We start from the raw sequence: 24810 nt of genomic DNA on the forward strand, positions 1-24810 counted from the left end.
CAGCATTGCCACTGTGGGCACTGGACTGGCGCTCCTGGCGGTCAAATCAGGGTAAGATATTGGCACGCACGCCAAACGTGTACTCATTTCGCCCACACCGCCCTGCTGCACAAGGAGCGTGGTTCGCCATGGCCCGACACCGCACACTGGTTGCGAGCGTTCTGCTCCTGCTGCCCCGGCTCGCCGCCTTTGGCTGGCGGGTACTGCTGCACTTTCTGCACAACCGCGGCATTCTGCTGGCCGGCGGCGTGGGCTACAACATTCTGCTGTCCATCGTGCCGATGTTCGCCCTGATCGGCGTCATGCTGACCCGGGTGGTAGACGAACAGCACTTGCTCGAAGTGCTGGCGGTACAGGCGCGCCACCTCGCTCCGGCCCACGCCGAGGTAGTGATGGACGCGGTGCGGGGCTTGCTGGATTCCCGCGACGTAATCAGCATTTTAAGCTTTCCGATTCTGCTGCTGTTGAGCTCCTTTGCCTTTCGCATGCTCGAAGATGCGCTGGCGCTGATCTTCCACACCTCGGAGACCCCGCGCCGCCGCCTCTGGGTCTCGGTGCTGCTGCCCTACGCCTTCATGCTGGTGCTCGGCGCCGGGCTGATGGCGCTGACGCTCGTGGTCACGCTGATCAGCTCGCTCAATACCCTGGCCCAGGCGCTGTTCGCACAGCAGCTGCCGTTGGCCGGGCTCTCCGATCCGGTCCTCAACCTGATCAGCTTTTTTGGCGTGTTTCTACTGTTCAGCGCTATCTACAAGGTCTTGCCGGTGGTCAGAATTGCCCTGAACCGCGCGATCATAGGCGGCTTCGTCGCCGCGCTGCTATGGGAGGGGGTACGGCTTCTGCTTGTCTACTACTTCGCGCATCTCTCCTTCGTCAACGCTATCTACGGCTCGCTGGCGGCGCTGATCATCGTGCTGCTCAGCCTCGAAATTGGCGCGATCATTTTGCTGCTCGGCGCTCAGGTGATCGCGGAGCTGGAGCGCAATTCGCGGCTGGGGCTCAAGTGGTATGTGGATCCGGATCGGGCGCCGATTAGTCGAGTGGAGTAAGGAACAGCGAGGAGAGCAGATACGAAAAAGCCCACGACAAGAGTGTGGGCTTTTTGCAAATTCTGGCGCGCCCGGCAGGATTTGAACCTGCGACCCTCGGCTTCGGAGGCCGATACTCTATCCAACTGAGCTACGGGCGCGTAGGGGGCGTATCCTACCTGTGTGGGCGGGCGCTGTCCAGCGGGCGGCGGTTTAGACGGGGGTCGAATTGCCGCTTTCAGTAGCCTGAGGCATGCTGAGCGGGCACGGCTTTTCGCAACCCATCGGGACCTCATAAAAATGAAGAATTTTACGCTGAGTACGCTAGCCCTCGCGGTTTCCCTGGCGGCGGTGGGTAACGCCCACGCCAACGATTTCGATGACATGGACCCCATTACGCTGCGCCTGGCCCACGTGGTCAACGAGCAGGACGGCTTTCACATGGCCGCGACCAAATTCGAGGAGCTGGTCGAGGAGCGCACCAATGGCAAGGTCGATATCGAGATCTACCCCAACGCGAGCCTGGGCGACGAGCGCACCCTGCTTGAAGGCATGCAGATCGGCACCGTCGATATGGGCGTGATCACCAACGGGCCGGTAGCGAACTTCGTTGAAGAGATGGCAGTGTTCGAGCTGCCCTTCCTCTTCCCCTCCCCCGAGGCCGCCTATCGCGTGCTGGACGGCGAGATCGGTCAGGAGCTTTTAGACAAACTCAGTGACGTGAACCTGAAAGGCCTGGCCTATGCCGAGCGTGGCTTTCGCAACCTGACCAACAGCGAGCGCGCGGTGAATACGCCGGAGGACATGGACGGACTGCGCATTCGCGTGATGGAGAATCCGGTCTACACCGATACCTTCCGGGCGCTGGGCGCCAACGCGGTGCCGATGGCCTGGACCGAGGCGCTCACCGCCATGCAGCAGGGTACTATCGACGGGCAGGAGAACCCGGTGAACGTGATCCACTCCTTCAACCTGGAGGAGACGCAGAACTACATGACGCTGTCGCGCCACACCTACGCCCCGGCGATCTTCGTGATGGGCCTGCCCGCCTGGAACCAGCTGCCGGAAGCGGCTCAAACCGTACTGGAAGAGGCCGCCCAGGAAGCCGCCGAGTACGAGCGTCAGCTCAACGCCGACATGGAAGCCGAGCAGCTCGCCTCACTGCGGGAATCCGGTATGGAGATCAACGACTCACCGGACCTCGAGGCCTTCCAGAGCGCCGTCGAGCCGATCTACGAGCAGTACGGCGAGCGCTTTGGCGACTACCTGCCGCGAATCCGCGAGGCGATCGGGCAGTAAAGCGTGTTTGAGTCGATAGCCGAAAGAAACCGCTACTGGTTTTACTGCCCATTGACGCGAAGCTTCGTATAGGCAAGAATATTTCCACGACTCAGCCCCGTACGCAGCGATTCGGTTCGCTGGCAGTCAGGGTGAAAAAACCGGCCACTGCGCCGGTTTTTTCGTTTTCAAGGATTCAGCTCGTGCGAACCGCTTTTTTTCATCGATGGGTACAACCTCTTTTACGGTTTGTTAGCCGGCACACCCTACAAGTGGCTTGACTTGCCGGGGCTGCTCGACGCCATCACGCATGAAAACGACCCTTCGAGCCAATTGGCCAGCGTTCACTACTTTACGTCTCCTGTTCAACCAGCACTGGCGACTCGCGGGCTGCTATCCAAGCAGGCACAAGATGTCTATATCCGAGCCTTGAAGGCAGGCGATGTGACCGTACATTGGGGCCGTCACCGGCTGGATCATCGAAAGGCGCCTCGCTTCATTTCCAGAAACACACCTGCCTCACGCCAGGACCAGGTCGATATATGGCATCTGGAAGAGAAAGAGACCGATGTACGAATCGGCATCGCCATGTACCGCTTGGCCGCAACGCAGTATTGGAGAAGCACTTCAGAGAATCCTATCGAACAGCTGGTGCTTGTATCCGGCGATACCGATATGACGCCAGCATTAGAAGCGATTCGCTGCGATTTTCCTCAGCTACGCATCGGTATCATCCTGCCGCACCGCCAAGGTGCTGAGAGAACCCCACCGGGCTCGCTCAAGAATAATGCCAACTGGGTCCGCCGCTACGTCTCGAACGATGAATTGGCGTTGCATCAGTTTCCCGATCGCGTTCATACCCGCAAAAAACCGGCCGATAAACCCGGTTACTGGTAGCGTCTTCCGCGCTTTTGGCATTGGATAATCCGGGTCAAGGCCACCTTTCGGTAGCCTGCCCTGCCTGAGCACCGCTGTACAGCTACGCCAGCACCTTGCCCGGATTCAAAAGCCCCTTCGGGTCGAGCGCGAGCTTCATGCGCTTCATCAACGCGATCTCTTCCGGGGTGCGCGAAAGGCTCAGGTAGTCGCGCTTTTCAAGGCCGACGCCGTGTTCGGCGGAGATCGAGCCGGTGTACTGGCCGAGCGTGCCGTAAACGAGCTCTTCGACCTCGCGGCGGCTGTGGGGGCTTGAGTCGCGCACGGTGATCATGATGTGCAGGTTGCCGTCGCCCAGGTGGCCAAATACCACGATCTGGCCGGTTTCCGGCCACTGCGCTTTCAGCTTCTCTTCAAGCTGGGTGACGTACTCGTCCATGTGCACGATCGGCAGGCTGATATCGAAAGAGAACATCGGGTTCAGCTCGTACACCAGTGTCTCGATATCCTCGCGAATGTCCCAGATGCCTTGGCGCTGCATGCTGGAGCTGGCCAGTACGGCGTCCGTGATCAGCTCTTCTTCCAGCGCTTTTTCGAGCATGGCGGCGAAGGCCTCGGCGTCCTTCTCCTCGTCGGCGCCCAGGGTTTCGATGATGGCGTAGAAGGGCGAGTCGCCGGCGAGAATTTCCGCGTGTTTGGTGGCCTCACTGGTCATCAGCGCGTAGTGGTTGTTCCACAGCGCTTCAAACGCGCTCAGGCTGTTGGCAAGTTCTTTGGAGGCGAACTGCAAAAGCCGTGTGAGCGCGTCGAACGACGGCACCGCGACCAGCGCTGTCTGCTCGCTGGGCATTTTGGGCTGAAGGCGCAGCACCGCGCGGGTGACGATGCCGAGTGTGCCTTCACTGCCGATGAAGAGCTGCTTCAAATCGTAACCGGCGTTGTTCTTGAGCATGGTGTTCATTGAACTGACCACGGTGCCGTCGCTCAGAACCGCCTCGAGCCCCAGCACCTGCTGGCGCATCATGCCATAGCGAATCACGCGGATACCGCCGGCGTTGGTGGCGATATTGCCACCGATGGTGCAGGAGCCGCGCGCGCCGAGATCGAGCGGGAACTGCATGTCGATCTCCTCGGCGGCTTCCTGCACGCGCTGCAGGGTCGTGCCCGCCTGTACGCGCATGGTCGAGCCCAGCGCGTCGACCTCTTCGATCTGGTTCATCAGCTCGAGCGAGATTACGAGTTCGTTAGGGCTTGCGACCGCGCCATGCACCACGCCGGTCAGGCCGCCGTGGGTGACCACCGGCTGGCGGGCTGCGTGGCAGGCGGCCATCACCTGGCTTAGCTGCTCGGTGTTTTTCGGGCGCACGATCGCCATGGCTTCGCAGGGCGCCTTGGTGAACCAGTCGACGCTTCGCTGGGCCACGTCATCACCCAGCAAAACACCGTTACTACCGACGATACCTTCAAGCTCGTTAATCAGCGTGTCCATCGTATTACCCTGTCGAGCGGGCCTGACTCACCGGCCCGCCTGTTTTTAATTTAGCTAATGCGCATACAACGTTATCCTGCCCTCGCCCTTTGCGAAAGCCCCGGGCGTCGCACGGGCCCTGAAGGCTACCGCCAACCCCGCTCGCGCTCAAGCGCCGGGCGGGCAGGAGCAGGGAAGTTCGACGCCGGTATGATAAAGTGCCTGCGGCGATAAAACGCCTACAAACGATTAAAACAGCTTCGTCTCTCAAGGAGATCCTGTGGAACACGCCCCTTCTCGTCTCACCACCCGCCTGTTTGCGCTGGCCGCCGCTGGCCTTTTCGGCATGGCCACCGCCCACGCCGAGATTCCGCAAACCTCGCTGCGCCTGGCCCACGTGGTCAACAGCGACGACACCTACCACATCGCCGCGACCCGCTTTCAGGAGATTCTGAGCGAGCGAAGCGACGGTGCGGTAAGTGTCGAGATTTTCCCCAACGCGAGCCTGGGCGATGAGCGTACGCTGCTGGAGGGCATGCAGATCGGCGTCGTCGATATGGGCGTGATCACCAACGGTCCGGTGGCCAACTTCGTCGATGCGTTTTCGGTGTTCGAGCTGCCGTTTCTGTTCCCCACCGCCGAGGACGCCTATGAAGTGCTCGACGGCGAAGTGGGTCAGGAGATTCTCGACCAGCTCGAAGGTGCCAACCTGAAGGGGCTGGCGTTTGCCGAGCGCGGCTTTCGTAACATCACCAATAGCCGCAACCCGATCAACGAGCCGGCGGATCTCGACGGGCTGCGCCTGCGCGTGATCGAGAACGAAGTCTACGTCGATACCTTCCGCACGCTCGGTGCCAACGCCGTGCCGATGGCCTGGACGGAGGCGCTGACCGCGCTACAGCAGGGTGCCATCGACGGCCAGGAGAATCCGATCAACGCCATCTACGCCTTCGATCTGGCCGAGACCCAGGACTACCTGACCATGACGCGCCACATCTACGCGCCGGCGCTGTTCGTGATGGGTTTGCCCAAGTGGAACGCCCTGCCCGAGGAGGTACAGACGCTGGTGCAGGAAGCCGCCGTCGAGGCTTCCGCCTACGCGCGTGAGCAGAACGCGCAGATGGAAACCGAGCAGCTCGCCTCGCTCAAAGAGGCCGGCATGGAGATCAATGAGTCGCCGGATCTCGACGCCTTCCGCGAAGCCGTGGCGCCGGTGTATGAGCGCTACGGCGATCAGTTCGCCGACTACCTGCCGCGCATTCAGGCAGCGCTCGAGTAAACCGCCATGGCGACGCTTTCGTTTCTCGACCCTGTGGTAACCGCTCTTCGCGCTATCGAGCGCGGCCTGGACGCCGTGCTCAAGCCTGTCGTCTTTATCGGCATGGCCGCGCTGATCGTGGTGATCACGCTGCAGATCGTCTCAAGGGTGTTCTTTACCGCGGTGGGCTGGACCGAGGAGCTCGCTCGCTTTCTGCTGATCTGGATCACCTTTCTCGCCGGCACGCTGGCCTTTCAGCGCGGCCACCATATCGCGGTCACCTTCGCCGTCGACGCCCTGCCGGAGCGGCTTCGTCAAGCGGCACGCTTTATCGCGGTGCTGGCGGTGATCGCGTTCATGATCACGCTGATCGTAATCGGCTATCGCTACATGCAGGTGCAGAGCTTCCAGAAGTCCGCGTCGCTGCGCCTGCCGATGTCCTATGTCTACGCGGTGATGCCGGTGAGTGCTGCGATCATGGCCTGGTACGCGCTGGTGGATCTTTGCGAAATCGTGCTTGAGGGTGAGCCGCGCAAACCGATGGGGGAGCAGACACCATGACGCTACTTCTGTTCGGGCTCTTTTTCCTGCTCATGCTGCTGGGCGTGCCGATCGCCTTCGCCATCGGCGCAAGCTCGCTCTACGCGCTCTACCAGGGCGGCGTGCCGCTGATGGTGGTGACCCAGCAGATGTTCCAGGGCATCAACTCCTTTGCGCTGGTGGCCATTCCGATGTTCATTCTGGCCGGCGATCTGATGGCCCAGGGCCGGGTGAGCGAGCGATTGGTGAGCTTTGCCGATTCGCTGGTGGGCTTTCTGCGCGGCGGGCTTTCGATCGTCTCGGTCATGGCGGGCATGTTCTTCGCCGCGATCTCCGGCTCCGGGGCGGCGACCACCGCGGCGGTGGGCTCGAGCCTGGTGCCGGAGCTCAAGCGCAAGGGCTATGAGCCGGCCTCCGCGGCGAGTTTGATCGCGGCGAGCGGCACCATCGGGGTGGTCATTCCGCCCTCGGTGCCGATGATCATCTACGCGGTCATCGCCCAGCAGTCGGTGTCCGAGCTGTTTCTGAGCGGCTTTCTGCCGGGGCTCGCCATGGGCCTGGGGCTCATGGCGATCGCCATCGTGCAGGCCTACAAGCGCCAGTACCCCAAGGGCACGCCGCTGTCGCCGGCCACCATCTGGCGCACCTTCAAGGCGGCGAGCTGGGGGCTGATGACCCCGGTGATCATTCTCGGCGGCATCTTCTCGGGGATTTTTACGCCTAGCGAGGCCGCCGTGGTGGCGGTGAACTACGCGCTTTTAGTGTCGCTGTTCGTCTATCGTGATCTGACGCTATCCCAGGCCTACCGGCTTCTGATCCGCTCGGCGATGACCACGGCGGTGATCATGCTGGTGATCGCCATGTCGGCGGTGCTGAGCTGGACGCTCTCGAGCTGGCAGGTGCCCGGCGCCATCGCCGCCTCGGTGCTCTCGCTTTCGACCGACCCGCTGGTGATCATGCTGCTGGTGGTCGCGGTCATTTTGCTTACGGGCGTATTCATCGAAACCGCCAGTGCCTTGATCATTCTCACCCCGGTGCTATTGCCGCTGGTCCTGCAGCTCGGGATCGACCCGATCCACTTCGGGCTGATCATCGTGGTGGGGCTCTCGATCGGCATGATCACCCCGCCGGTGGCGATCAACCTGTACGTCGCCTCGTCGGTCACCCAGCTGCCGCTGGAGCGGATCACCCGGGCGATCATTCCGTATCTGCTGGGTTTGATCGGCGTGCTGCTGCTGGTGGTCTACGTGCCGATCTTCATGGGCTGGTCGGGAGGCTGATCCGGCGCCGCGTTATCGAAAAAGCCAGGGAGGTCGCATGAACGAGCCGTCTGAAGCACCGTACACCCGCCTGCCGGTCGAGGTGCGCCGCAACGCTCAGGGCTGGCACGGCGAATGCACCGAGGACGTGCTCGCCGAGGAGGTGCCGGTAGCGCTGATCTACAACGGCATCTCTCACGCGGTGATGATGGCAAGCCCGGCGGATCTCGTGGAGATGGCGCTGGGTTTCAGCCTCACCGAGGGCATCATCGCCCACGTGCACGAGTGCTACGACTGGGAGATCGTGGAAGAGGCCAACGGCGTCGCCGTGCACCTGACCATTGCCAGTCAGCGCTTGGCAGAGCTCAAGGCGCGCCGGCGCAGCCTGACCGGGCGCACCGGCTGTGGGCTGTGCGGTACCGAGGCGCTCGACCAGGCGATTCGGCCGATTCCCTCGGTCAAGGCACCTGCGCTGACGGACGACGCCATCGCCCGGGCCCTGGCGACGTTTTCTGCGCATCAACCGCTGAAAGCCGCTACCGGCGCGGTGCACGGCGCCGCCTGGTGCCGGCTGGATGGCGAAATCGAGCGTGTGCGCGAGGACGTGGGGCGCCACAACGCGCTTGACAAGCTGATCGGCTCGCTCGCAGTAAGCAGGGAGGCCTTTGAGAGCGGCTTCGTGCTGGTCTCGAGCCGCGCCAGCTACGAAATGGTGCACAAGTGCGCCAGTGCCGGCATCGGCGCGCTGGTCGCCGTTTCGGCAGCGACGGCGCTGGCCGTGCGCCAGGCCGAGGCGGCCAACCTGCTACTGGTCGGCTTTGCTCGCGACCATCGTCACGTGATCTATCACCAGCCGGCTCGCCCCACGGCCTGAAACGCGTGAATAGCCGCCACTTGAGCAGTTTGACCGGGCTCGAGCGGCCATTCAGCAAGAAACTTAACGTGGATTAAGGCGGCATAAAGGTGAGAGGTTCACTCTGAGGCCGTGGTGCCCAGGAAGGGCCTGGTTGGACAGGATGTGACCACATCGTTTGGGCTGCTCTGACCATTTAACCGTCTGGCCAGGGCAGCCATTTTACGTTTTAACCCCTTCTCTTCCTTGAACGCTTCACCGTTTTCAGGCGTTCGCGCTTTGCCCGCGGCGCTCCTCCAGCATCCCCTTGTCGAGAATGAAGCGGATGATCTCCTCGAGCCCCACCCCGTCGTAAAGGTTGGTAAAGACGAAGGGCCGCTCGCCGCGCATCTTTTTCGAGTCCCGCTCCATCACCTCGAGCGAGGCGTGCACCTGTTCGGCGATATCGATCTTGTTGATGATCAGCAGATCGGACTTGGTGATGCCCGGTCCACCCTTGCGCGGAATCTTGTCGCCGGCGGAGACGTCGATCACGTAGAGGGTGAGATCGGAAAGCTCCGGGCTGAAGGTGGCGGAGAGGTTGTCACCGCCGGACTCCACCAGCACCAGCTCGAGCCCCGGGTGGCGCGCCTGCAGCTCGTCGATCGCCGCCAGGTTCATCGAAGCGTCCTCGCGAATCGCGGTGTGCGGGCAGCCGCCGGTCTCCACGCCCAGAATGCGATCTGCCGGGAGCGCGTCGTGCTTGAGCAGGAAATCCGCATCCTCGCGGGTGTAAATATCGTTGGTCACTACGGCGATATCGTAATGATCGCGCAGCGAAAGGCAGAGCTGTTTCAACAGCGCCGTCTTGCCGGAACCGACCGGGCCGCCCACTCCAACGCGTAAACAGTGTGTCATCTCGTTCTCCTGTATTGATCGAATCAGCTTCTGAACAGTCGGGAATACTGGGTTTCGTGCAGCGCGCTTGCCAGCGCCACGCCGGGCAGCGCCGGGCCAAGCTCGCCGTCATCAAGCGAAAGCGCCTCATCCACCGCGCTGGAGAGCGCCGGGCGTAGCCGCTCGATAAGGCGCTGGGCGGCTGTGTGACCCAGCGGCAGCGCCTTGCAGGCCACCGCCAGCTGGTTTTCGAGCCACGCCCAGCCAAAGCCGAGCATCGCCTGGCGAGAACTGACGCCACGTGTAAACGCTGTATAAGCGAAAAGCGTTACGTAACCCGCCGGGTGCGGCAGCCACTCCTCTTCCGGTAACAGCGCAAGGCTACCCAGAAGACGCCCGAGAGAGGCCCCGAGTCTGGCATCCTCGGCGGCAAGCTCCGCGGTTTCCCGGGTGGCGGCCAGCCAGGCATCCCACTCGGCCACGCTTTCGCCGTCGCGTTGGGTGAACGCCTCATAAAGGCGCGCGATCACCGGCAGCTCGCAGCGGGCCAGGCCATCGTCGAGCACGCCGGCAAGCCACTCGGCCAGGCTCTCCTCATCACTTACCCAGCCGAGCTCGAAGGCGCTTTCGAGCCCCTGGGAGAAAGCGAAGGCGCCGATCGGCAGCGCCGGGCTGACCAGTTGTAAAAGGCCTAGCAGCGCCAGATCGCCCCGGGATTCAGTGGCCATGGTCGTGCGAATGCTCATGCGAATGGGCGTGGGCGTGTTCCAGGCCCTGCGCCTCATCGTCGTGATGACCGTGGTCGTGCGCATGGGCGTGACCGAGCTGCTGGTAGGCGCCGGGCTCCGGGTCGAAGGTATCGTTGTGGTGTTCAAGACGCGCGCCCAGAAGCGTTGCCAGCTCCTCGAGCACGTGGTCCGGCGGGAAGCGCACCCAGCCGCCCTGTTCGTCCTCGCCGAGTGCCAGCTGCACGTGGCGGTTGCCCAGATGGTAAGCGAGCCGCGCTAGCGGCAGGCCCGAAGCCACCCGCGCGGTGACCACCGGCTCGATGGCGGCGCGCACCCGCACTACGCGACCATCCTCGGCTTTCAGACCGTCGCCGTCGCGCAGCACCGGGCCGCGGTCGAGAAACAGCCCTAGCGCCTGACCGGCGTCGCTTTCGGCCTTGAGCCGCCCGCGAATGCGCAGCTCGAAGGGCAGCGTCAGGGTGTCGCTGGCGGCGCTTTCGGCGATGGGGCCGAGGCGTTCTATCAGTTTCAGCATGATCTCTTCCTTATGCGATCCGTGAAGGCTGTGCCGGGGGTAGGCCGTAGAGAGGGTCTTTTGCCATGGCCGAAAATTGTTCCCTACATTTTCGGCATTCCCGCCCTCCTTGGCGGTCAGATGGCAAAAGTAGCGTACAGGGACGTATTCACAGCGCCCTCTCGTAGGCCTACCCCCGGCGCCCCCTGCAGCGAGAACCCTTCAGAACAAATGATACCGCTGCGCCAGCGGAAGCTCGGTGGCGGGCTCGCAGGTGAGTAGCTCGCCGTCGCAGCGCACCTCGTAAGTTTCAGGGTCGACGGTGAGTTCCGGGCAGGCGTCGTTGAGCTTCATGTCCTGCTTACGCACGCCGCGTACGTTTTTGCACGCTGCCAGTGTACTTTGCAGCCCCAGGCGCTCCTTGAGCCCGGCGTCGATGGCGGCCTGGCTGACGAAGCTTAGCCGCGTCAGACTCGCCGCGCGCCCTATGGCGCCGAACATCGGCCGGTAGTGCACCGGCTGGGGCGTGGGAATCGACGCATTGGGATCGCCCATCGGCGCGGCGGCGATCATCCCGCCTTTCAGAATGAGCGACGGCTTCACACCGAAAAACGCCGGTTTCCACAGCACCAGATCGGCCAGTTTGCCGACCTCGATCGAGCCCACTTCATGGGCAATGCCGTGGGTGATAGCCGGGTTGATGGTGTACTTGGCGATATAGCGCTTGGCGCGAAGGTTGTCGGCGCCGAGCGCCTCGTCCTCCGGCAAGAGGCCACGCTGAAGCTTCATCTTGTGCGCGGTCTGCCAGGTGCGGCAGACCACTTCGCCCACCCGCCCCATGGCCTGGGAGTCCGAAGCGATCATCGAGATCACGCCGAGATCGTGCAGGATGTCCTCGGCGGCGATGGTCTCGCGGCGAATGCGCGAATCGGCAAAGGCCACGTCCTCGGGAATGTTCGGGTCCAGGTGGTGGCAGACCATCAGCATATCCAGATGCTCGTCGATGGTGTTGACCGTGTAGGGGCGCGTCGGGTTGGTGGAGGACGGCAGCACGTAGGATTTCGAGCAGGCGGTGAGGATGTCCGGCGCGTGGCCGCCGCCCGCCCCTTCGGTGTGGTAGGTGTGAATGCCGCGCTCCTTGAACGCGGCGAGCGTGTCCTCGACGAAGCCGGATTCGTTCAGCGTATCGGTGTGGATCGCGATCTGAACATCGTACTTTTCGGCAACGCTCAGGCAGGTGTCGATCGAAGCGGGCGTGGTGCCCCAATCCTCGTGGAGCTTGAGCCCCATGGCGCCGGCCTCGATCTGCGCCTCCAGCCCTTCCGGAAGGCTGGCGTTACCCTTACCGAGCAGGCCGATGTTCATCGGCAGCTCGTCCATCGCCTGGAGCATCTTGCCGATATGCCAATCGCCAGGCGTACAGGTGGTCGCGTTCGAGCCGGTAGCAGGCCCCGTGCCGCCGCCGAGCATGGTGGTCACGCCGCTCATCAGCGCCTCCTCTACCTGCTGAGGGCAGATGAAGTGGATGTGGGCGTCGATACCGCCGGCGGTGAGGATCTTGCCCTCGCCGGCGATGACCTCGGTGCCGGGGCCAATGACGATCTCGACGTCCGGCTGGGTATCCGGGTTGCCCGCCTTGCCGATCGCCGCAATTCGCCCGGCTTTCAGGCCCACATCCGCCTTGACGATGCCCCACCAGTCGAGGATCAGCGCGTTGGTGATCACGGTATCCATCACGCTGGCATCGGCGCGCTGGCTCTGGCCCTGGCCATCGCGGATCACCTTACCGCCGCCGAATTTCACCTCCTCGCCGTAGTGGGTGGCATCCTGCTCTACTTCGATCCAAATCTCGGTGTCGCCCAGGCGCACGCGGTCGCCCACCGTGGGGCCGTACATATCGGCGTAGGCGCGACGGCTGATCTTGTTGGTGGTCATTGGTCATCTTCCTTTGCGCTATCCAGAGGCCCCATCACGTCACCGCGAAAACCAAAAATCGAGCGTTTGCCGACGAAGGGGATCAGCGTCACTTCACGGCTCTGGCCGGGTTCGAAGCGAATCGCTGTGCCTGCTGCCACGTCTAGGCGAAAGCCACGACTCTTTTCACGGTCGAAGATCAACGCCGGGTTGGCCTCGGCAAAGTGGTAGTGGGAGCCGATCTGAATCGGCCTATCGCCGGTGTTGGCGACCTCTACCGTGATCCGCTCGCGGCCTGCGCAAAGCTCGATCTCGCCCTCTTTCAACTGGTACTCACCCGGAATCATGACGTGCTCCTGTTGTTTACGACTCACCCTTCACGACTCACACAATCGGCGTATGCACGGTGACGAGCTTGGTGCCATCGGGGAAGGTCGCTTCCACCTGCACTTCGTCGACTAACTCGGCCACTCCCTCCATCACGTCGTCGCGCGTCAGAATCTCGCGACCGAAGCTCATGAGGTCGGCGACGCTTCGGCCGTCGCGCGCACCCTCCATGATCTCGAAGCTGATCAACGCTACGGCTTCCGGGTAGTTGAGCTTCAAGCCGCGCGCGCGGCGGCGCTCGGCCAGCTGCGCGGCGGAGAAGAGCAACAGCTTGTCCTTGTCTCTCGGGGTCAGTTCCATGGGCACATCCTCTCAAAAATCGATAAACGGTCAGGTCAACCAGATACGCGGCGTGTGCGCCTCGCGGTCGATCAGCAACGGGCGCAGAAGCTGCCAGGCCTGCTCGCATAGCGCCCAGGCTTCATTGCGCGCGTTGCCCAAATAGCGCAGCAGTAAAACGCCGTGGCGGGCGGTAACCGCCCAGCGCGCACTGGCTGGCAAATGTTCGCGCAGCGCTTCGATGGCAGCTGGCGTATCGGCAAGCCCTACCGCCCAGAGCGTGGCCTGCACGCTCGCCCCACCTTGGCCCCAGCGGCCCACGAAGCGCGGGTGCTTCGGGTCCAGCGGCTGGCGTTCGAGCCATAGCGGTTTGCCATCGAGCGTTAGACGAAAGCGCTGCTCGATGCGGCCAGAAACAAAAGGAAGCGCACTGGCCGGGCGGCCCAGCGCCATGACCTCCCACCCCAAACAGCGAGCGCTGCCGTATAGTGCAATCTCAGTGTGCTGCTCGCCCTTCGAGCCATCGAAGGCGATGGTCTCCTGGGGCAGCCACTCGAGCACCGCACCCTCCTCCACGGTAAGCTTCGTGCGCTGGGTCCAGGCCACACCCTGGCTGTCTGCCTTGTAGAGCTTGTTGGCGGCGGGGGTGGTCAGAAGCGCGTGGGCGCCCTGTTCCACGTGGGCGGAGATCTCCAACGCATCACCGCTGACCAGCCCTCCTGGCGGGTGCAGAACGTAGACATGGCAGGCCTCACTGCGGCCTTCCGGATAAAAAGGCCGCTGGACGCGCAGCGGCCCGTGATGGCGGGCCTGAACCAGCCGCGTGGCCTCGTCGCGCCGGGCAAAGCGCAGCGAAAGCCGCGCCGCCCAGCGGCGCTGATCGTCGAAGCGGTGGCCTGACGCCACCGGGGGGCTGGCGGTATCGCAGAAGGTCATAAAACGCGGTCGCGTCCTTGCTAAAAGTAGTTACCGCTTCAAATGCAAGGAGTGCGCCAAAATGGTGAACAGCCTCTCAACAACCGCACCACGGGCTATTTGAGGTACTGCGGAGGCGCCAGAAGTGCACATTCATCACAGGTTACGCACCAAAAAGTCACCATCAACATCCCAAAAGCACCAGCATGGTGCAGAAATAGGAGGGGGCTATACCGCCTACCAATCACCTGAACCCCGCCGATCTTGAAATCGGCATCAATGAGCATGGCCGCATGGTCTGGGCGCGCGCGGACCTGCGTTTTTAAGCGCCGACTTAGGCCGCAAAGCGTCCGCCTCATGGCGGACGCAGCCTTTCCATGAGGCAAGATATCGAATCCTGTGCAACGATTAAGCTGCCCAGGGTAAGAACGTTTTAACCTCAACTTGACGATAAGCTCACAACCGTATATATCAAATGATAGAATTACTAATTATCAAAAGAGACAACCATGGGCCTGCATTTCAGCCAATACCAACCTCCAAAAGCAGTGGCCGCCGGTTTTTGGCACGAGGTCGGCTTGCCCGCTCGCGGGCGTAAGCTCCACGAGCTGCTGCATGAAGGCGTGGCGTACCGGGTGTATCCTCAGCTCGCCAAAATATCGGGCATCGAGCAGAAAACCCTGGCGCGCTATGTCGACATCGCCCCAGCGACGCTGAGCCGTCGCGCTAAAACGGGTCGGTTCAAAATGGCAGAAAGCGACCGGCTTTACCGCTTTGCGGAGCTTTACAAGGCGGCGCTGGATCTTTTCGAAGGGGATGCCGAGCAGGCGCGTTCCTGGCTGCTCAAGCCTAACAAAGGGCTCGGAGGGCGTTTACCAGTGGAAATGAGCGCCACCTCTGCCGAGTATCAGACGGTGCTAAACCTGATCGGGCGGCTGGAGCATGGGGTCATGGCGTGAGCGAGATTCATGCCTACCGGCTGGTAAAACGCAAATACCAGGAGAATGCCTTTGATGGCGAAGGCGCGCGGCTTTATGGCGGACGCTGGAACAGCCCCGGCAAGGCCTGCATCTATGTGGCGAGTTCCGAGTCGCTGGCGCTGCTCGAAGTCATGGTACACCTTGAGAGCTACCGCCTTTTGAACGCCTACGCGCTGATACGCCTGACGCTACCTGCCGACAGCATCCTGAGCGTAGCTGTCGAAGACCTGCCGGCCAACTGGCAGGAAGCGCCCGCCCCGGCAGAAACGGCGGAGCTTGGCGATGGATGGCTGGCCTCGAACCAGAGCCTGGCGTTGGCGCTACCCAGCACCGTCGTTCCTCGAGAGCTCAATTACCTGCTCAACCCCAAGCACCCGCTGTTCGATCAGGTTGTCGCAACGGCCGAAACACTTTCTTTTCATCCCGATTCACGGCTGTAAACACAGCAGCGCCATGAACCCGGTGTGGATAACTCACACCGTCAGATGCTGCTTGATCAGCTCCTGAGATAGCTCGCTGATTTCACCTTTCGCCACCGGGCGGCCGCGGTCCATGATCACGAAGCGGTCGGCGTACTTTCTGGCAAAGGGCAGTTTTTGCTCGACGAGCAGCACTGTCAGGCCGTCCTCCTCGATCAGCTGGCGGATCACCTGGCCGATCTGGGTGACGATATTGGGCTGAATGCCCTCGCCCGGCTCGTCTAGAATCAATAGCTTCGGCTCGATCACCAACGCGCGGCCGATGGCGAGCTGTTGTTGCTGGCCGCCGGAGAGATCACCGCCGCGACGGTGCTTCATCTCCTTGAGGACCGGGAAGAGCTCGTAGATACGTTCGGGAATCTTCTTGAGCCCGTCACCGCGGGCAGCAAGCCCGGTGCGCAGGTTCTCCTCCACCGTGAGCAGCGGAAAAATCTGCCGCCCTTGGGGCACAAAACCGATGCCCATGCGCGAGCGCGCCTCGATCGCCTTTTGGGTCAGCTCGATCTCGCCGCCTTCCGCCTGGAATCGAAGAGCGCCGCTTTTCACCGCGACCTCGCCCATGATCGCTTTCATCAGCGTGGTCTTGCCCACGCCGTTGCGCCCCATTACGCAGGTGCACTGCCCCTTGGATACGTCGAGATCGAGATCCCACAGGGTGTGGCTTTCGCCGTAGAACTGGTTGAGCTTTTCGATTGCGAGCATCAGGCCATCTCCTCGTCGTCCGCGCCCAGGTACACCTCGACCACTTTCGGGTCGCTCGACACCTGATCCATGCTGCCTTCCGCCAGCACGCTGCCCTGGTGCAGCACCGTGACCTTGCGCGCGATCGAGCGCACGAAGCCCATGTCGTGCTCGACCACCACGACCGACTGCTTGCCGGCCAGGCGCGTCAAGAGCTCGGCGGTGCGCTCCATCTCCTGCTCGGTCATGCCCGCTACGGGTTCGTCGACCAGCAGAAGGCGCGGGCGCTGCATCAGGAGCATGCCGATTTCGAGCCACTGCTTCTGGCCGTGAGAGAGAATCCCCGCCGGTTGGAAGCGAAGCGTGCTCAAGCCGACGGTTTCCAACACCTCGTCGATGCGATCCTTGATCTCGCCGGTCAGGCGCGCGGTCAGCGTCGGCAGAATGCGCTTGTCCGCCGCCATGGCGAGCTCCAGGTTCTCGAACACGCTGAGCGCCTCGAACACCGTGGGCTTCTGGAACTTGCGCCCGATGCCCAAACTTGCGATCTCCGGCTCGTTCATCTGCAGAAGGTTATGGCGGCTGCCGAACCAGACGCTGCCCTGGTTGGGCCGGGTCTTGCCGGTGATGATGTCCATCATGGTGGTCTTGCCCGCGCCGTTGGGGCCGATGATGCAGCGAAGCTCACCGTCGTCGATGGTGAGGTTCAGGTTGTTGATCGCCTTGAAGCCGTCGAAGCTGACGGTGACGTCCTCCATGTAGAGAATCGGGCCGTGGCGCACGTCGACGCTGGAAGTCCGCGGGGTCATGAAGTCGAACACCCGGTCGCGGCTCTTGATCTCTTGCAAGAAGCTCATGCGCTCGCCTCCTGTGGGTAAGTGGCACGCCGCCGGCGCAGGTGAGCGAAAAGCCCCGCCACGCCCTTGGGCAAAAGCACCGTGACCAGCACGAACAGCCCGCCCAGAGCGAAGAGCCAGGCATCCGGCATCACGCCGGTGAAAACGGTCTTGGCGTAGTTGACCAGAATCGCGCCGATGACCGCGCCGTAAAGCGTGGCCCGCCCGCCGAGCGCCACCCACAGCACGATCTCGATGGAAAACAGCGGCGAGAACTCGCTCGGGTTGATGATGCCGACCTGGGGCACGTAGAGCGCCCCGGCAACGCCCGCGAGCATCGCCGAGACCACGAAGACGAAGAGCTGAAAGCGCTCGACCCGGTAGCCGAGAAAGCGCGTGCGCGCCTCGGCATCGCGGGTGGCCACGCACACCCGGCCAAGCTTGCTGGTGACGATCGCCCGGCAGAGAAGATACCCGAGCGCCAGCGCCACCCCGGAGGCCAGAAAGAGCCCCAGGCGCGTATCGCTGCTTCTCAGGTTGAAGCCGAGAATCTCGCGAAAATCCGTCAGCCCGTTGTTGCCGCCAAAGCCCATCTCGTTGCGAAAGAACGCCAGCATCAGCGCGAAGGTGAGCGCCTGAGTAATGATCGAGAGATACACTCCGGTCACCCGCGAGCGAAACGCCAGAAAGCCGAACACCAGCGCCAGAAGACCCGGCGCGATCAGCACCATGGCAAACGCGAACCAGGCCATGTCGAAGCCCTGCCAATACCAGGGCAGGCTCTCCCAGTTGAGAAACACCATGAAGTCCGGCAGCACCGGATGGCCGTAGGTGCCGCGGTCGCCGATCTGGCGCATCAGATACATACCCATGGCGTAGCCGCCAATGGCGAAGAACGCGCCGTGGCCGAGGCTCAGAATGCCCAGATACCCCCACACCAGATCCACCGCCACGGCGAGCAGCGCGTAGCTCAAGTACTTGCCGAACAGGTTCACGGTGTAAGCGTTCACATGCAGCGGATGGCCCTGAGGTACGACCACGTGCAGCACGGTCACGAGCGCAAGGGCGGCCAGCAGCACGCCGAGGAAAAGCTGGGTGGTGCGCTCGCCGAAGGGGCGCAGCAGCCAGAAACGAGTCGATTGCGATGGCGTCATCGATTAGCCCTCCGCCGCGCGGCCCTTCTGCGGGAAGAGTCCCCGCGGGCGCTTTTGAATGAACAGGATGATGAACACCAGCACGATGATCTTGGCCAATACCGCCCCCGCCCAGGGTTCGAGGACCTGGTTGATCACCCCAAGCGACAGCCCCGCCACCAGCGTGCCCCACAGGTTGCCCACGCCGCCGAACACCACCACCATGAAGGAGTCGATGATGTAGCTCTGGCCCAGGTTCGGCCCGACGTTGGTGAGCTGCGAAAGCGCCACACCGGCAAGCCCGGCCACCCCGGAGCCGAGTGCAAACGTGAGGATATCCACGCGGGTGGCGCGAATGCCCATCGAGCGCGCCATGGCGCGGTTCTGCGTCACCGCGCGCACCTCGAGGCCAAGGCGCGTGCGGCGCATCACCAGCATCAGCGCCGCAAACACGAAGAGCGCAAAGCCCATCACAAACAAGCGGTTGAGCGTTAACGACAGCGCATCGTTGATGACGAGCGACCCGCTCATCCACTCAGGGGTCACCACCGTGCGGTTGAGCGGCGAGATCACCGTGCGCACCAGCTGCTGCAAGATCAGGCTGATGCCGAAGGTCGCCAGTAGCGTCTCCAGCGGGCGGCCCTTGAGAAACTGAATCACGCTGCGCTCGATGGCGATACCGGCAAGGGCGGCGACCAGAAAGCCCGACGGGATCGAGAGCAGCAGCGCAAGGCCGGGCTGGCCGGGCAACAGCTGCTGCATCATCCAGGTGGTGTAGGCGCCGAGCATCATCAGCTCGCCGTGGGCCATGTTGATCACACCCATCACGCCAAAGGTGATCGCCAAGCCAATGGCGGCGAGCACCAGCACCGAGCCAAGACTCAGGCCGAAGTAGAGCGTCTCGACGCCGCGGTTGATCTTCAGGTTCTGCTCGACGCTCGTCAGCGCCGCGCGGGCGGCGTCCGCCACCGCCGGGTTCTCGGCGTTGGCGGCGCGGTTGAGCGCTACCCGGGCACGCGGGTGAAGGCTACCCCGGAGCGCCTCGACGCCATCCATCTCGCCGTTTTCCGCCTGGTAGATCGCCACCGCCTGCTCAAGGCGCCGGCGCACGTAGTCGTCCTCGGCGTCCTCGATGACGGGCGCCAGTGTGTCGAAGAGCTCGTCGTCCACCTCGCCCAGCAGCCGGTCGGCGGAGGTGCGCCGGCGCTCGACGTTGGGTGAGTAGAGATCCACCACGGCGATGGCGCTTCGCAGCTGGTTTCGCAGCGCGTTGTTGATGCCGATGCGGTCGAGTTCGCGGCGCGACATTTCGCCCAGCGGCTCGCCGCTCAGCGCGTCCTCGACGGGCCAGTGGCGCCCGGTATTGTTCAGCACGACCACGAAGCGGCCGTCGTCCGTGCGCTGCAGGCGGCCGTCGAGCAGCGCCTGGAGCCACTCACGGGCGCGGTCGTCGTCGCTTTGCAAAATGGCGGTGATCGCTTCGCCCTTGTCGCGGTAGGAGTCGGCGTCCAGAGTGTCGAGCAATGAATAGCCCGCATCCTCGGTCGGCGGAGCGTCGGTCTGGGCTAGTGCTGCGGGCAGCAGGCCCAGCAGGAGCGCGCACACGAATGCCTTGGAAAGGAAGCGCCTCATGGGGTTGTTCCTTTGAAAAGAGGTGAAGAGACAGCGTGCTCCCTTGCCGCCGGGCGGCGGCAAGGGGTGGAGCGTTACTCGGCGAGTGCCGCTTCGGCTTCTTCTACTGCGGTGCTACCACCACACGAGCCGTTGACGACGTTGAAGTTGCCGCACTCCATGGGCTTGCGCCAGTCCGCGATCAGATCGCGCGAGCCGGGCAGGAAGTCGGACCAGGCGTCGCCGGCGACCGTCGAGGGCGTCTGCCAGACGATGTCGAACTGGCCGTTGTCCTGCACCTCGCCGATCAGCACCGGCTTGGTGATGTGATGATTAGGCATCATCGCCGCATAGCCGCCGGAAAGGTTCGGCACGGTGACGCCGATGATCGCGTCCTTCACCGCGTCGACGTCCGTGGTGCCCGCCTTGCGCACCGCTTCCGCCCACATGTTGAAGCCAATAAAATGGGCCTCCATCGGGTCGTTGGTCACCGCCTCTTCGTCGCCGGTCCAGTCGAGCCAGGCGTCGATGAAGTCGTAGTTCTCGTCGGTGTCCACGCTCATGAAGTAGTTCCAGGCGGCCAGGTGACCGACCAGCGGACCGGTGTCGATACCGGAAAGCTCCTGCTCGCCCACCGAGAAAGCGATGACCGGAATGTCCGCGGCGTCGATCCCCTGGTTGGCAAGCTCGCGGTAGAACGGCACGTTGGCGTCGCCGTTGATGGTCGAGACCACCGCCGTGGGCTTGCCCTCTTCGCCGAAGCGGCGGATTTCCGAGACGATGTTCTGCCAGTCCGAGTGGCCGAAGGGGGTGTAGTTGACCATGATGTCCTCTTCCGTCACGCCGTACTCATCCTTGAGGTAAGCCTCGAGAATGCGGTTGGTGGTGCGCGGATAGACGTAGTCGGTACCGATCAGCGCAAAGCGCTCGATGCCGACCTCGTTGGCCAGATAATCCACCGCCGGAATCGCCTGCTGGTTGGGCGCCGCCCCGGTGTAGAAGACGTTCTCGGAGGACTCCTCGCCTTCGTACTGCACCGGGTAGAAGAGCAGGCCGTTGAGCTCCTCGAACACCGGCAGCACCGCCTTGCGCGACACCGAGGTCCAGTTGCCGAACACCACGTCCACCTCTTCCTGGGCGAGCAGCTCCCGGGCGCGCTCGGCGAACAGCGGCCAGTTGGAGGCCGGGTCGACCACTACCGCTTCCAGGTCACGGCCCAACAGACCACCCGCTTCGTTCTGCTGGGCGATGAGCATCTCGACGGTGTCCTTGAGTGTCGACTCGCTGATCGCCATGGTGCCTGAAAGCGAGTGGAGAATGCCGACCTTGATGGGATCGTTCTCCTGGGCGACGGCCTGGGTGCCCACGCCCATCACGGCGGCGGCGATAAGGGCGGTGACGAAACGGCGGGAGAGCGCATTGTACGTTGGATGGACCACGTGAATCTCCTTGCCCCCTTGCGCGGGGATTGTTATTGAGCCCTATCGAGCGCTGGAGCCCGATGACCACTAGCTCAATGATTCAGCAAGTATTGCGCCACTCTGGAACATCCAATTTTTATAATTTATAAATCAAAGAGTTAAAAAACATCCTTGAAATGGTGAACGGCGCCTGCGCACTAAAAGCGCGCGAGGTTTTTGCCGCGACGGGCAAGTAGCCTGCACTAATACGATCACGCGCACCATTAGCATGCATTTACTTTCAAAATACGGCGCCATAAACAAGCGGGGCGCCGACTGGTATCGACGCCCCGCTTGTCTGGCCTTTCGAACGAAAGAATCAATCGCTTTCCGGCGTACCCTCGGTCGGCGGCTTTTTACTCATTCCGCGACGCAGCAGCGGACCCAGCACGTAGGGCAGAATCAACCCCAAACCGGCAAACGCCCACAGGCCGATCGCCAGGCCGCTATCCCACAGAATCATCCAGTCGCCATCGGAAATTTCCATGGCATGGCGCAGGTTCTTCTCCATCTCCGGGCCCAGCAATAGACCCAGAATCACCGGTACCAGCGGAATTTCGAGCTTACGCAGGATATAGCCCGCCACGCCAAAAGCCACCATGAAGTACAGATCAAAGGTGGTGTTGCTGATCGAGTAAATTCCCACGAAGGCCACCATGGTGACGATCGGCAGCAGATACATCGGAGGAACGGAGAGCAGCTTGACGAAGATGCCTACCAGCGGAATATTGAGAATCAGCAGCAGGAAGTTACCGATCAAGAGCGCAGCGATGACGCCCCAGACGATGTCCGCGTTCTGGGTGAACATCAGCGGGCCCGGCGTCACGTTCAGCGAGATCAACATCGCAAGCAATACCGCGGTGGTACCGCTTCCCGGCACGCCAAGGGTCAGCATGGGCACCAGCGCACCGCTGGAGGCACCGTTGTTACCGGCTTCGGGCGCGGCCACACCGCGCGGGTCGCCTTTGCCGAAATATCCCTTGCTGCCCAGCAAGCGCTTTTCGAAGGTATAGCTGATGAAACTTCCCAGCGAGGCACCGGCCCCCGGCAGCACGCCTGCGATAAAGCCGAGTAACCCACCCCGAACGCTGGTGGGCAGAATGCCGCGAATGTCCTTCCAGGACAGCGACAGCTTGTTGATATTCATCTTTTCATTACCGCGACCGGCGCGCTCTTCAATGAAGAACAGCAGCTCGGATATCGCAAACAGACCAACGATCGCAATGATGAAGTCGACGCCTTCAAAGAGCTCGAGAACGCCAAAGGTGTAGCGCTGAACGCCGGTACTATCGATCCCGACGGTGGCGATCATCAGACCGAGACAGGCGGCGACCACCGTCTTGATCGGGTTCTTGCCGGTAATGCCACCCAGCGTGGCAAACGCCAGCATGAAGAGCGCGAAGTACTCGGCCGGACCGAAGGTCAAGGCGAAGCTAGCCAGCAGCGGCGCCAGCAAGATCAACCCGATCGTGGCCAGCAGGCTGCCCATGAAGGAGGCGATGGCAGAGATCGCCAGCGCCTCGGACGCCTTGCCGTTTTGCGCCATGGGATAACCGTCAAGACACGTCATCATGGCCGGTTCGTCGCCGGGAATATTGAGTAGTATCGAGGAAATACGCCCGCCGTACATGGCGCCGGCATACACCGAGGTCAGCATGATCAGCGCCGTTTCCGGTGCAAGCCCCAGGCTGAACGCCAGCGGAATGAGAATAGCCACTCCGTTGGCCGGACCAAGGCCCGGCAGCGCCCCGATCAAGGTGCCCAGAAAGGCCCCCAGCAAGGCAAACATCAGGTTATGGGGCTGCAGGGCAACGCCAAACCCATCCATCAGGTAACCCAATGTGTCCATCAGCTTGCCTCGAAAAAGGACAACAGACCCAGCGGCAAGGCCAGATCCAGTGCGAAGTTGAACAAGAAATACACCACCACGCCGGCCATGGCCCCGGTGAGGTAGGCCTTGACCGGGCGAGCGCCCATTCGCCAGCAAAGGGTGCCCACCGCCAGCGTCGTGCTGATGATGAAGCCCAGCGGCTCGAGGAGCATGGCGTAAAAGATCAGCACCACGACGGCAACGACCAGCTCGACACCGGTCCGGCTCCACGGCCAGGCATTGTCCGGATCAGGCCGCAGGATCAGATACAGGCTGGACGCCGCCAGTACCACGGACAAAAGCGTCGGGAACGTATCGGGGCCGACGGCTTCGGACCCACCAAAAGGCTCCGGAAACCGGGTCGCGGCCCAACCGTACGCGACGGCCAGCACGACCAGCAGGACCCCGAATATGCGGTCGTTGAAGGTCATTATTGGATCAACCCGATATCTTTGGAGAGCTGTTCGATTTCACTGATCTGGTTCATCACGAACGCGTCGAACTCGTCGGCGGTCATGTGAAAAGGCATCAAGCCGTTCTGAGCCATGACGTTCTGCCACTCTTCACTTTCGTAGATCGTGTCCATGGCATCGGTCCAGTACGTTTTGGCGTCGTCGGAGATATCCGCCGGCATGTAGAAGCCGCGCCAGTTGGGGCCAACGGCATCGACGCCCTGCTCTCGGGCAGTGGGCACGTCGGCCATGGCGCCGGGCAGGCGCTCTTCCGAAAGCACCGCCAGAACGCGCAGGTCGCCAGACTCCATGAACCCCTGAGCCTCGGTAATATCACCGGTAAAGGCGTCCACATGACCACCGATCACCTGAATCAACGCCTCGCCGCCGTTGTTGTACGAGAGATAGGCAATGCGGGGAAGGTCTTCGATGCCGGCGGCCTGAGCGGCGATCAGCACCTTGAGATGATCCCAGCCGCCCTTGGCGCTGCCGCCGGCAAACTTGACGCTGCGCGGGTCCTCCTTGAGCGCATCCATCAGCTCGGTGAGATCATTGAACTCGGAATCGGCGGCCACGGCGATCACGCCGTAATCCGCCCCCAGCGCGCCGATCCAGTTGACCTGATCCGCCGTCAAGCCCGGAAACTGCCCCTGGGCCAGGCGCGTGGTGGTGGCCGTGGAGGCCGCTATCAGCACTTGTTCGTTACCGGCGCGCCGGCTCACGGTATGCGCAAACGCGACACCGCCACCGGCGCCGGGCATGTTAATGGTTTGCACGTTGCCTGGTACGAGGTCGAGTTCCTGCATGACATTACCCACGCTGCGACAGGTAAAGTCCCAGCCGCCGCCCGGGTCAGAGGGTGCGATGCACTCCACCTTGCCGCTGGGCTCAAAGGCCAAAGCCGTACTGCTGAAAGTAACGATCGCCGTTAGAGGAAGAGCCAACAGCGTTAAATGCTTGAAGGAAGGCGTGAGGGTCATGGCGTTCTCGGGTGTCAGTGTTGTTGGGTGGTACGTCTTTTTGTTAGACTCCACATCGCGAACAGTAGGACCTCCTTCCCCCCGTAAACAATACTTTTGCACATAAAGAACATAAGGTTCTTTATGTGTATTTTGTCCTTTTTGTCCACTCCTTT

At 62.4% G+C, this 24810-nt stretch carries 25 protein-coding genes and 1 tRNA gene; 9 read left to right on the top strand and 17 right to left on the bottom strand.

Features of this window, described 5'->3' with window-relative positions:
- The first annotated feature begins 128 nt into the window (after positions 1-128).
- A complete protein-coding gene (locus tag ACGK9R_RS11305; RefSeq protein WP_394581290.1) occupies positions 129-1049 on the top strand; it encodes a YihY/virulence factor BrkB family protein in 921 nt (306 codons plus the stop codon).
- Positions 1050-1112: 63 nt separating this feature from the next.
- Here the strand turns inward: ACGK9R_RS11305 and ACGK9R_RS11310 are convergent.
- Positions 1113-1189, bottom strand: a tRNA-Arg gene (locus tag ACGK9R_RS11310).
- Positions 1190-1328: 139 nt separating this feature from the next.
- Here ACGK9R_RS11310 and ACGK9R_RS11315 point away from each other — a divergent pair.
- Positions 1329-2327, top strand: a complete 999-nt coding sequence (locus tag ACGK9R_RS11315) for a TRAP transporter substrate-binding protein (protein ID WP_394581292.1) — start codon at positions 1329-1331, stop codon at positions 2325-2327.
- Between the two features lie 261 nt (positions 2328-2588).
- Positions 2589-3203, top strand: coding sequence for an NYN domain-containing protein (locus ACGK9R_RS11320; protein WP_394581294.1), 615 nt, complete (start codon positions 2589-2591; stop codon positions 3201-3203).
- An 82-nt stretch (positions 3204-3285) separates the two neighbouring features.
- Here the strand turns inward: ACGK9R_RS11320 and ACGK9R_RS11325 are convergent, their stop codons facing one another.
- On the bottom strand, positions 3286-4671 hold the full coding sequence (locus tag ACGK9R_RS11325; protein ID WP_394581296.1) for an FAD-binding oxidoreductase: 1386 nt from the start codon (positions 4669-4671) through the stop codon (positions 3286-3288).
- A 259-nt stretch (positions 4672-4930) separates the two neighbouring features.
- On the opposite strand from ACGK9R_RS11325, the gene ACGK9R_RS11330 reads away from it, so the two are divergent.
- The 4 genes from ACGK9R_RS11330 to fdhD are packed head-to-tail and all read left to right on the top strand — an operon-like array spanning position 4931 to position 8581.
- A complete protein-coding gene (locus ACGK9R_RS11330) occupies positions 4931-5929 on the top strand; it encodes a TRAP transporter substrate-binding protein (RefSeq protein WP_394581298.1) in 999 nt (332 codons plus the stop codon).
- 6 nt (positions 5930-5935) lie between these two features.
- Entirely contained in the window at positions 5936-6469 is a 534-nt protein-coding gene (locus ACGK9R_RS11335; protein ID WP_394581300.1) for a TRAP transporter small permease, read from the top strand.
- Positions 6466-7728 (top strand): TRAP transporter large permease, encoded by a 1263-nt coding sequence (locus tag ACGK9R_RS11340; RefSeq protein ID WP_394581302.1) that lies wholly within the window; start codon positions 6466-6468, stop codon positions 7726-7728. Before ACGK9R_RS11335 ends, ACGK9R_RS11340 begins: the two co-directional genes overlap by 4 nt.
- Before the next feature lie 37 nt (positions 7729-7765).
- Complete coding sequence (gene fdhD, locus ACGK9R_RS11345) at positions 7766-8581, top strand: formate dehydrogenase accessory sulfurtransferase FdhD (protein WP_394581304.1); 816 nt, start codon at positions 7766-7768, stop codon at positions 8579-8581.
- A gap of 243 nt (positions 8582-8824) precedes the next feature.
- On the opposite strand, the gene ureG is transcribed toward fdhD, so the two are convergent.
- The 7 genes from ureG to ACGK9R_RS11380 form a co-directional block, all read right to left on the bottom strand.
- Positions 8825-9457 carry an urease accessory protein UreG gene (gene ureG, locus ACGK9R_RS11350; protein ID WP_394581306.1) on the bottom strand — a complete coding sequence of 211 codons (633 nt, stop codon included), beginning with the start codon at positions 9455-9457 and terminating at the stop codon, positions 8825-8827.
- Between the two features lie 23 nt (positions 9458-9480).
- Positions 9481-10182 carry an urease accessory protein UreF gene (locus tag ACGK9R_RS11355; protein ID WP_394581308.1) on the bottom strand — a complete coding sequence of 234 codons (702 nt, stop codon included), beginning with the start codon at positions 10180-10182 and terminating at the stop codon, positions 9481-9483.
- The gene (gene ureE / locus ACGK9R_RS11360; RefSeq protein WP_394581309.1) at positions 10154-10699 is read right to left on the bottom strand and encodes an urease accessory protein UreE; all 546 of its coding nucleotides are present in this window, start codon (positions 10697-10699) and stop codon (positions 10154-10156) included. Before ureE ends, ACGK9R_RS11355 begins: the two co-directional genes overlap by 29 nt.
- A 201-nt stretch (positions 10700-10900) precedes the next feature.
- The gene (gene ureC, locus ACGK9R_RS11365) at positions 10901-12613 is read right to left on the bottom strand and encodes an urease subunit alpha (protein ID WP_394581311.1); all 1713 of its coding nucleotides are present in this window, start codon (positions 12611-12613) and stop codon (positions 10901-10903) included.
- The gene (locus tag ACGK9R_RS11370) at positions 12610-12939 is read right to left on the bottom strand and encodes an urease subunit beta (RefSeq protein ID WP_394581312.1); all 330 of its coding nucleotides are present in this window, start codon (positions 12937-12939) and stop codon (positions 12610-12612) included. Before ACGK9R_RS11370 ends, ureC begins: the two co-directional genes overlap by 4 nt.
- Positions 12940-12976: 37 nt before the next feature.
- Positions 12977-13279, bottom strand: a complete 303-nt coding sequence (locus ACGK9R_RS11375; RefSeq protein WP_394581314.1) for an urease subunit gamma — start codon at positions 13277-13279, stop codon at positions 12977-12979.
- Between the two features lie 30 nt (positions 13280-13309).
- The gene (locus ACGK9R_RS11380) at positions 13310-14194 is read right to left on the bottom strand and encodes an urease accessory protein UreD (protein WP_394581316.1); all 885 of its coding nucleotides are present in this window, start codon (positions 14192-14194) and stop codon (positions 13310-13312) included.
- Between the two features lie 488 nt (positions 14195-14682).
- Between ACGK9R_RS11380 and ACGK9R_RS11385 the strand changes: the two genes are divergently transcribed.
- Both ACGK9R_RS11385 and ACGK9R_RS11390 read left to right on the top strand, forming a co-directional pair.
- Positions 14683-15132: an antitoxin Xre/MbcA/ParS toxin-binding domain-containing protein gene (locus ACGK9R_RS11385; protein WP_394581318.1), complete on the top strand. Its 450-nt coding sequence runs from the start codon at positions 14683-14685 to the stop codon at positions 15130-15132.
- On the top strand, positions 15129-15593 hold the full coding sequence (locus tag ACGK9R_RS11390) for an RES family NAD+ phosphorylase (RefSeq protein WP_394581320.1): 465 nt from the start codon (positions 15129-15131) through the stop codon (positions 15591-15593). The genes ACGK9R_RS11385 and ACGK9R_RS11390 overlap by 4 nt, the downstream gene beginning before the upstream one ends.
- A gap of 33 nt (positions 15594-15626) precedes the next feature.
- Here ACGK9R_RS11390 and urtE read toward each other — a convergent pair whose 3' ends face one another.
- The 8 genes from urtE to ACGK9R_RS11430 form a co-directional block, all read right to left on the bottom strand.
- On the bottom strand, positions 15627-16334 hold the full coding sequence (urtE, locus tag ACGK9R_RS11395; protein ID WP_394581322.1) for an urea ABC transporter ATP-binding subunit UrtE: 708 nt from the start codon (positions 16332-16334) through the stop codon (positions 15627-15629).
- Positions 16334-17170 (bottom strand): urea ABC transporter ATP-binding protein UrtD, encoded by an 837-nt coding sequence (urtD, locus tag ACGK9R_RS11400; protein WP_394581324.1) that lies wholly within the window; start codon positions 17168-17170, stop codon positions 16334-16336. The genes urtE and urtD overlap by 1 nt, the downstream gene beginning before the upstream one ends.
- Positions 17167-18303 carry an urea ABC transporter permease subunit UrtC gene (urtC, locus tag ACGK9R_RS11405; protein WP_394581326.1) on the bottom strand — a complete coding sequence of 379 codons (1137 nt, stop codon included), beginning with the start codon at positions 18301-18303 and terminating at the stop codon, positions 17167-17169. The genes urtD and urtC overlap by 4 nt, the downstream gene beginning before the upstream one ends.
- Before the next feature lie 3 nt (positions 18304-18306).
- The gene (urtB, locus tag ACGK9R_RS11410; RefSeq protein ID WP_394581329.1) at positions 18307-19914 is read right to left on the bottom strand and encodes an urea ABC transporter permease subunit UrtB; all 1608 of its coding nucleotides are present in this window, start codon (positions 19912-19914) and stop codon (positions 18307-18309) included.
- 74 nt (positions 19915-19988) lie between these two features.
- The gene (gene urtA, locus ACGK9R_RS11415; protein WP_394581635.1) at positions 19989-21266 is read right to left on the bottom strand and encodes an urea ABC transporter substrate-binding protein; all 1278 of its coding nucleotides are present in this window, start codon (positions 21264-21266) and stop codon (positions 19989-19991) included.
- Between the two features lie 406 nt (positions 21267-21672).
- Positions 21673-23202: a tripartite tricarboxylate transporter permease gene (locus ACGK9R_RS11420; RefSeq protein ID WP_394581331.1), complete on the bottom strand. Its 1530-nt coding sequence runs from the start codon at positions 23200-23202 to the stop codon at positions 21673-21675.
- A complete protein-coding gene (locus tag ACGK9R_RS11425; RefSeq protein WP_394581333.1) occupies positions 23202-23654 on the bottom strand; it encodes a tripartite tricarboxylate transporter TctB family protein in 453 nt (150 codons plus the stop codon). The genes ACGK9R_RS11420 and ACGK9R_RS11425 overlap by 1 nt, the downstream gene beginning before the upstream one ends.
- On the bottom strand, positions 23654-24655 hold the full coding sequence (locus ACGK9R_RS11430; protein ID WP_394581336.1) for a Bug family tripartite tricarboxylate transporter substrate binding protein: 1002 nt from the start codon (positions 24653-24655) through the stop codon (positions 23654-23656). Before ACGK9R_RS11430 ends, ACGK9R_RS11425 begins: the two co-directional genes overlap by 1 nt.
- Positions 24656-24810 lie beyond the last annotated feature (155 nt).

The organism is Halomonas sp. HNIBRBA4712 (genome assembly GCF_043558675.1).
Taxonomy (GTDB): domain Bacteria; phylum Pseudomonadota; class Gammaproteobacteria; order Pseudomonadales; family Halomonadaceae; genus Vreelandella.

Excerpts from the sequence above, each read along its gene's own strand:
- ACGK9R_RS11305 (WP_394581290.1), top strand. The coding sequence starts at position 129 with ATGGCCCGACACCGCACACTGGTTGCGAGCGTTCTGCTCCTGCTGCCC.
- ACGK9R_RS11315 (WP_394581292.1), top strand. The coding sequence starts at position 1,329 with ATGAAGAATTTTACGCTGAGTACGCTAGCCCTCGCGGTTTCCCTGGCG.
- ACGK9R_RS11325 (WP_394581296.1), bottom strand. The coding sequence starts at position 4,671 with ATGGACACGCTGATTAACGAGCTTGAAGGTATCGTCGGTAGTAACGGT.
- ACGK9R_RS11335 (WP_394581300.1), top strand. The coding sequence starts at position 5,936 with ATGGCGACGCTTTCGTTTCTCGACCCTGTGGTAACCGCTCTTCGCGCT.
- ACGK9R_RS11340 (WP_394581302.1), top strand. The coding sequence starts at position 6,466 with ATGACGCTACTTCTGTTCGGGCTCTTTTTCCTGCTCATGCTGCTGGGC.
- fdhD (WP_394581304.1), top strand. The coding sequence starts at position 7,766 with ATGAACGAGCCGTCTGAAGCACCGTACACCCGCCTGCCGGTCGAGGTG.
- ureG (WP_394581306.1), bottom strand. The coding sequence starts at position 9,457 with ATGACACACTGTTTACGCGTTGGAGTGGGCGGCCCGGTCGGTTCCGGC.
- ACGK9R_RS11355 (WP_394581308.1), bottom strand. The coding sequence starts at position 10,182 with ATGAGCATTCGCACGACCATGGCCACTGAATCCCGGGGCGATCTGGCG.
- ureE (WP_394581309.1), bottom strand. The coding sequence starts at position 10,699 with ATGCTGAAACTGATAGAACGCCTCGGCCCCATCGCCGAAAGCGCCGCC.
- ureC (WP_394581311.1), bottom strand. The coding sequence starts at position 12,613 with ATGACCACCAACAAGATCAGCCGTCGCGCCTACGCCGATATGTACGGC.
- ACGK9R_RS11370 (WP_394581312.1), bottom strand. The coding sequence starts at position 12,939 with ATGATTCCGGGTGAGTACCAGTTGAAAGAGGGCGAGATCGAGCTTTGC.
- ACGK9R_RS11375 (WP_394581314.1), bottom strand. The coding sequence starts at position 13,279 with ATGGAACTGACCCCGAGAGACAAGGACAAGCTGTTGCTCTTCTCCGCC.
- ACGK9R_RS11380 (WP_394581316.1), bottom strand. The coding sequence starts at position 14,194 with ATGACCTTCTGCGATACCGCCAGCCCCCCGGTGGCGTCAGGCCACCGC.
- ACGK9R_RS11385 (WP_394581318.1), top strand. The coding sequence starts at position 14,683 with ATGGGCCTGCATTTCAGCCAATACCAACCTCCAAAAGCAGTGGCCGCC.
- urtE (WP_394581322.1), bottom strand. The coding sequence starts at position 16,334 with ATGCTCGCAATCGAAAAGCTCAACCAGTTCTACGGCGAAAGCCACACC.
- urtD (WP_394581324.1), bottom strand. The coding sequence starts at position 17,170 with ATGAGCTTCTTGCAAGAGATCAAGAGCCGCGACCGGGTGTTCGACTTC.
- urtC (WP_394581326.1), bottom strand. The coding sequence starts at position 18,303 with ATGACGCCATCGCAATCGACTCGTTTCTGGCTGCTGCGCCCCTTCGGC.
- urtB (WP_394581329.1), bottom strand. The coding sequence starts at position 19,914 with ATGAGGCGCTTCCTTTCCAAGGCATTCGTGTGCGCGCTCCTGCTGGGC.
- urtA (WP_394581635.1), bottom strand. The coding sequence starts at position 21,266 with ATGGGCGTGGGCACCCAGGCCGTCGCCCAGGAGAACGATCCCATCAAG.
- ACGK9R_RS11420 (WP_394581331.1), bottom strand. The coding sequence starts at position 23,202 with ATGGACACATTGGGTTACCTGATGGATGGGTTTGGCGTTGCCCTGCAG.
- ACGK9R_RS11425 (WP_394581333.1), bottom strand. The coding sequence starts at position 23,654 with ATGACCTTCAACGACCGCATATTCGGGGTCCTGCTGGTCGTGCTGGCC.
- ACGK9R_RS11430 (WP_394581336.1), bottom strand. The coding sequence starts at position 24,655 with ATGACCCTCACGCCTTCCTTCAAGCATTTAACGCTGTTGGCTCTTCCT.